The organism is Rhizobacter sp. P2_H2, assembly GCF_056403375.1.
Genome location: NZ_JBFUFP010000217.1, coordinates 1 through 6,675 on the forward strand (window position 1 = coordinate 1; position 6,675 = coordinate 6,675).

General features: G+C 71.3%; 3 protein-coding genes. All 3 read left to right on the forward strand.

Annotated elements, in window-relative coordinates; all coding sequences use genetic code 11:
* Nucleotides 1–914 (forward strand): CHAT domain-containing protein (locus AC1D15_RS13640; protein ID WP_477826400.1); only part of this gene is annotated, 914 nt, incomplete at its 5' end.
* Nucleotides 915–922: 8 nt separating this feature from the next.
* Nucleotides 923–2,557, forward strand: a complete 1,635-nt coding sequence (locus tag AC1D15_RS13645) for a ShlB/FhaC/HecB family hemolysin secretion/activation protein (protein ID WP_477826401.1) — start codon at nucleotides 923–925, stop codon at nucleotides 2,555–2,557.
* An 11-nt stretch (nucleotides 2,558–2,568) separates the two neighbouring features.
* Complete coding sequence (locus AC1D15_RS13650; protein WP_477826402.1) at nucleotides 2,569–6,618, forward strand: beta strand repeat-containing protein; 4,050 nt, start codon at nucleotides 2,569–2,571, stop codon at nucleotides 6,616–6,618.
* Nucleotides 6,619–6,675 lie beyond the last annotated feature (57 nt).

Genomic DNA, 6,675 nt, shown 5'->3' on the forward strand with positions numbered 1-6,675 from the left:
GCCAGGCCTCGCTCGCGAAGCAGGTCGAGGGCTTCCGCAGCAGCGTCATCGAACGCCGCCGCGACACCACCTCGCTCGCGCAGCAGCTCTTCAAGTCGCTGCTGTCCGGCATTGACCTGGGTGACGCTCGCCGCCTCTTCGTCGTGCCGCACGGCCCGCTGCACTACCTGCCGTTCCAGGCGCTGCACGACGGCCGCGGTTTCCTGGTCGAGCGCAGCGCGCTGGCGGTGTGGCCGTCGGCCGCCGTCGGCTCGAAGCTGCTTGCGCGCGGCAACGCGCAGGCCTCGTCGCTGCTCGGCTTCGGCAACCCGGCCACCGACCGCGACGTGCCGCCGCTGCCCGGCGCCGAGCGCGAGGTGCAGAAGGTGGCCCAGCAGTTCGGCCGCAGCGAGGTCTTCGTGCAGCAAGAGGCCACCAAGCAGCGCTTCAAGGAAGGCGCCGCCTCGGCGAGCGTGGTGCACATCGCCGCGCACGCCGAGCTCGACGAGGTCGATCCGCTGTTCTCACGCGTGCTGCTGGCCTCCACCCCCAGCGAGCCCGGGCTGCTGGAGGCACGCGACATCTACAACCTGAAGCTCGACGGCGTGCGCCTGATGACGCTGTCGGCCTGCGAGAGCGGGCTCGGCAAGGTGTCGCGCGGCGACGAGATCGTCGGCTTCACGCACTCGATCCTGTCGGCCGGCGCGAACAGCATCGTCGCGTCGCTGTGGCCGGTGGCCGATGAATCCACCGACCTGCTGATGACCCGGCTGTACCGCGAACTGGCCGGCGGCCGCGACCTGATGGGCGCGATGCAACAGGCCGAACTCGAGGTGCAGAAGAACCGCCGCTTCGCGCATCCGTTCTTCTGGGCCCCCTTCAACGTCGTCGGGAATGGACGCCTGCAGGTGTTCAACGCGGTGGCCGCACGATGAGAACGAGCATGACCCACCTTCCCTTGCGCACGCTGCCGATGGCCCTGGCCCTGGCATTCCCGTTGACGTCACATGGCCAGACCGAAGCCCCCGCGCTGCGCAACGCGCCGCAGGCCGCCGAAGCCGCCTCGGCGCCGCGCGCCACGGCCAGGCCGCTCGTCAAGTTCACGATCACCTCGGTGCGCTTCACGCCCACCAAGGCGGTGCCCGAAGCCGAGCTGCAGCAGGTCGTCAAGCCCTGGCTGAACCGCGAGATCGTCGCCACCGACCTCGCGGTGGTCGCGGTCGCGCTGCGCCGCTTCTACGAGGAGCGCGGCTACGGCCTGGTCGGCGTCGGCTTCCCGACGCAGGACCTGGCGCAGGGCGTGCTGCAGATCGCGATCGTCGAGCCGCGCATCGTCCGCRTGACGGTCGAGAGCCCCGACAAGCCGCCGATCTCGCCGCAGAAGATCACCGCGGTGCTGGAGCGCAACGGCATCGCGAAGGACGAGCCGCTCGACGTGCTGGCGCTCGATCGCGCGATGTACACGCTGAACGACTGGCCCGGCGTCGGCGCCAAGTCGACGCTGCTGCCCACCGGCGACGAAGGCCGCTACGCGATCGCGGTGCAGACCGAGGCGCGCCGCGGCTGGGACGCGAGCGTCGATGCCGACAACTACGGCTCCGAGACGACCGGCCGCTACCGCGCCGGTGCGCTGCTGCGCTGGAACAACCCGACCGGCTCGGGCGACAACCTCGACCTGCGGGCCTCCGTCTCCAGCGGCAAGGGCACGCTGGTCGGCCGGCTCGGCTACGAGATCCCGCTCGGCTCGACCGCGTGGCGGCTGGGCGCCGGCATCTCGCGCGTCGAGTACGAGCTGGGGCAGGATTTCGCCGGTGCCGGCGCGGTCGGCTCGGCCAACGTCGCCGATGTGTCGCTGTCGTACCCCTTCATCCGCACGCGCGACCGCAACCTGGTCGGCCGCGTCGCACTGACGAGCAAGAAGCTGGTCGACGAGTTCGGCGACACCACCGAGAAGAAGGTGCGCGGCGGCGAGTTCGGCCTGTCGTTCGAGAACCGCGACGCGTTCGCCGGTGGCGGCTTCACCGGCGGCAACGTCTCGTTGCAGTTCGGCAAGCTCGACATCGAGAGCGAGGTCTACCGCAACTACGACAGCGGCCTCGGCGACCGCGCAACGCAGGGCAGCTTCCGCAAGCTCGGCGTGCAGGTCAACCGGCTGCAGGCCGTGGTGCCGCGGGTGTCGCTGTTCGTCGGGCTGGTCGGCCAGTTCGCGAGCAAGAACCTCGACAACGCCGAGAAGATGACGCTCGGCGGCGCGCGCGGCGTGCGCGCCTACCCGTCGGCCGAAGGCTCGTCGGACGAAGCCGCGGTGCTGAACACCGAGCTGCGGCTGTGGATCGACCCGCAGTGGACCGGCTTCGTCTTCCACGACGCCGGCCACGGCAAGCGCTTCAAGCGCCCGGACGACGACGGCCGGCCGAACACGCTGAACCTGCACGGCTCCGGCCTGGGCGTGCAGTACACCAACCCCGAGCTCTTCACGCTGAAGGCCGCCGTCGCGCGGCGCGGCGACGAGCCCGTCACCTCCGAAGCCGACGACAAGCGCACCCGCTTCCTGGTCGAGCTGCAGCACGCATTCTGAGGATCCACACCATGGCAACCCGCTCCCTCTCGTTCCAACCCMGCTTCGAACCCCGTCTRCTGCCGGTCGCGCTGGCCGCTGCGCTTGCGCTCGGCGGGCCGGCTTTTGCTGCGCCGGCCGTCACGCAGCTGCCGGTCGTCAAGCCCGGTGGCGCGCAGATCAATGCCACCGTCGGCACATCGAGCGGCGGCACCAACCCGACGCTCGCCGTCACGCAGAACGCGAGCGCGACCAACCGCGCGCTGGTCGAGTGGGAGAGCTTCAGCGTCGGCAGCAGCGCCAAGGTCAACTTCACGCAGCCGAACGCGCAGAGCATCCTGATCAACCGCGTGACCGGCAATGCCAACGGCATCCCGGCCAGCGAGATCTACGGCGGCATCAGTGCCAACGGCCGGGTGTTCCTCGTCAACCCGACCGGCATCGTGTTCGGGCCGAGCGCGCAGGTGAACGTCGGCTCGCTGGTGGCGACCACGCTGGACCTGTCGGCCAGCATGTCGGACAACAACTACGCCGGCTTCATCAACGGCAGCGGCATCGACTTCGAGACCACCGTGGCACCGACCGGTGGCCGCAGCGTTCAGGTGATGGAAGCCGACAACCCGCTGGTGCCGCAGATCCAGGCGGGCGAAGGCGGCTCGATCCTGCTGATCGGGCGCGACGGCGTCGAGCATTTTGGCGTGATCAGTGCGCCGCGCGGCTCGATCACGCTGAGTTCCGCCGGGAGCGCGACGCTGGCGCCGGTCACCACCAGCGGCTACATCGAGGTGGCGCTCGACACGCCGGCCGTGCGCAGCGGCGGCGTGCTGATCGGCAGCGGCTCGCAGACGCTGGCAAGCGGCGGCGCGATCCGCATCGGTGCGGCGGCTGAAGAAAGCGGCACGCGCTCCGAGGTGATCACGATCGAGGGCACCGTCAGCACCGACAGCACGACCGGCGCCGGCGGCACCATCGACATCGATGCCGGCAGCGATGCCGCATCGCAGCTGGTGCTGAACGGCGCCACGCTGGGCGCCAGCAGCAGCGTCGGCCTGGGCGGGCGCATCACGCTCGGCGGGCGCGACATCTCGCTGAACTCGGCCGTCATCCCGGCGCTGGCGGGGCGCGCGGGTCGTCCCTCGGCCAGCGCGGCGGCACCCAACGGCGGCACCTCGATCGCCGCCGACGGCGCCACCGGTGGCGGCAGCGTGACGATCGGCGGCACCGACACCGGCTCGCTGCTCGTCGCGAGCGGCAGCACCGTCAGCGCCGACGCCACCGGCAGCGGCGACGGCGGCTCGATCGCGATGCAGGCGATGCTGAACCGCATGGTGTCGGCCTCGCCGACCGGCCTGCCGCGCACCGAGTTCGGCGTGCTGGAGATGTACGGCACGCTGCATGCGCGCGGCGGCGTGAACGGCGGCAACGGCGGCAGCATCGAGACCTCGGGCCTGGCGATGACGACCAGCCTGACCGACAGCACCGAAGGCTTCGTGATCGGCCAGGGCACGGTCGATGCACGCGCCCGTGCGGCGGGCGGCAAGGCCGGCACCTGGACGCTGGATCCGTTCGACGTGACGATCTCGACCACCGGGGCCACCACCACCGACGGCAGCTTCAACCCGACCGGCCCGGGCGCCAACATCCGCGCCGACGACATCTCCGCCGCGCTGGACGGCGGCACCAGCGTGACGATCTCGACCGGCACCGGCAACACCGGCTCGGCCACCGGCACCATCACGCTGGAAGGCGGCGCGGCGATCGTGCGCAGCGCCGGCACCGGGGCCACGAGCCTCACGCTGCAGGCGCACGACAGCATCGTGCTCGGCACCGGCAGCTCGATCACGGTGAAGGGCGCCGGCCCGCTCGACATCAACCTGCTGAGCGACCTGGACGGCACCGGCAGCGGCAACGTCAGCATCAACGGCGCGACGCTCGCCACCGCCGGCGGCAACCTGCTGATCAGCGGCGGCACGACGCCGGCCAGCGGCTTCGCGCGCGGCAACGGCCAGATCGCCGGTGTCGAGCTGAACGTCACCACCGTCGACACGCGCGGCACGACCGGTGCCGGCGACGTGACGATCCGCGGCGCAGGCGGCCCGGGCACCTTCGAATCCGGGGTCGTGATCTCCGGCACCGACATCAACGCGAACAACATCAGCGTGCTCGGACTCTCGGGGGCCGGTTCGGCCCTGCAGATCAGTGGCAGCTCGTTGACCACCGCAGCCGGCACGATCGACCTGCGCGGCGTCGCAACGCGCACCGCCGCCGCCGGCAACCAGGCCATCGGGCTGGACATCGGCACGCTGTCGATCTCGGCCGGCACCGGCTCGGTGCTGCTGGCGGGGCGCGCCGACGACGCCGGCGTCACGCTGGTCGAGACCAGCGCGGCAGTCGGCCTGCGCTACAGCACGCTGTCGATCGGCGGTGCCGAGAACTCGACCGGCACGATCACGCTGGCCGGGCAGGCTGCCAACGCGAGCGGCGGCATCGGCGTGCAGTACAACGCCGGCGAGAGCAACGGCCTGCACATCGACAGCGGCCCGACCGACGGCACGCCGGGCTCGACCGGCGCCAACGTCGTGATCGGCGGCGAGAGCGGCGGCGGCACCGCGCTCGACCTCGGCACCTCGTTCAACCCGTTCATCCGCACGACCGGGTATGTGAACTTCCGGCCGCTGGGCGTCGATGCGAACGGCGGGCTGACCGAGCAGACCGACATCGCGATCCGGATCGGCCTCGCCGACACCGGCGGTGGCGCGGGGGTGCGCACGCCGAACGGCCCGCGCGCGCAGGCGGCGGCGCAGCCGGGCGACGAGTTCTATGTCGACGCGAGCTGGCTGCAGCCGGCGAGCGACAACGTCGGCGGCGTGACGGCCGGCAAGGGCATCGTCGTCGGCTCGGCGGGGCACGTCGGCCAGATCACGCTCGATGGTGGCGCGCTGGCGAACCACGACGCGGTGTCGCTGACGCTGCAGAACCAGGGCAACGGCTCGGCCGGCATCGTGCTGGGCGGCCAGAACTCGGTCGGCACGCTCGGGCTGATGAGCAGCGGTGCGGTGACGCAGACCGGGCCGATCAGCGTGCAGACGCTGGTGATCCAGGGCAGCGGCGGAAACAGCGTGACGCTCACGAATGCGCAGAACCAGATCGGCACGCTGGCCTTCGATCCGCCGGGCTCGCTGTCGGTGGTGACGGGCGGCAACCTGGTGGTGGATGCGGCCTCGGCGGCATCGTTCGATGCGGCGGGCGCGGGGTTCTCGACGCTCGCGATCACCGACAGCCAGGGCGGCGCGAGTGCGCTGCTGCAGGCGGCCGGCAGCATCACGCTGAACCGTTCGATCTCGATGGACAACGAGGTCGGCCGGCTCGACATCGTGTCGCCGACGCAGGTGATCTTCGGCACCGGTGCGACGCTGTCGGCCGGCACGCGCTGGAGCGTGTGGGCACCGTCGGTGACCGGCCTGGCGGCCAACTCGGGCGCGATCCGCTATTACGGCTGCGCGTTCGGCGACACCGGGACCTGTTCGGTGTCGGGCATCGCGCTGCCGCAGACCGGGCAGCAGGTGCTGTTGCCGACGCAGCCGACGGTCACTGTCGCCGCGACGCCGGCGAACGGGCCGGCCGGCGCGATCCCGCCGCTGACGTACACGGTGACGGGCCTGCAGGACGGCGACACCGCCGCGACGGCGTTGACCGGCGCGCTCGCGACGACGGCGACGCCGACCAGCCCGGAGGGCAGCTATGCGATCACGCAGGGCACGCTGACCTCACCGACCGGCTACGTGATCACGTTCCAGGGCGCGAACCTGGTGCTGGGCGCGGCGCAGATCAGCAACCTCGACATCCTGGGCATCACGCGCGAGGCGCTGCAGTCGCGCTTCCAGTCGCAGTTCGAATCGGGCGTGTACGGGCGCAACCTGGCGCAGCCGTACATCTGCACGGCGGCCTCGCTGATCCGTGGGTTGTCGGCGGACGACAAGCAATCGGATCCGCTGGCGGCCGAGTGGGGGAAGGTGCGGAATCAGCCGCAGCTGTCGGGGTGCCTGGATGTGAGTGATGGAGGGTCTTGCTCGGCGTTCTGATGGTTGCTTCGCGGCGCGGGGGGTGAGGGAATGGGCTGGGGGCTCATGCCGAGGCGG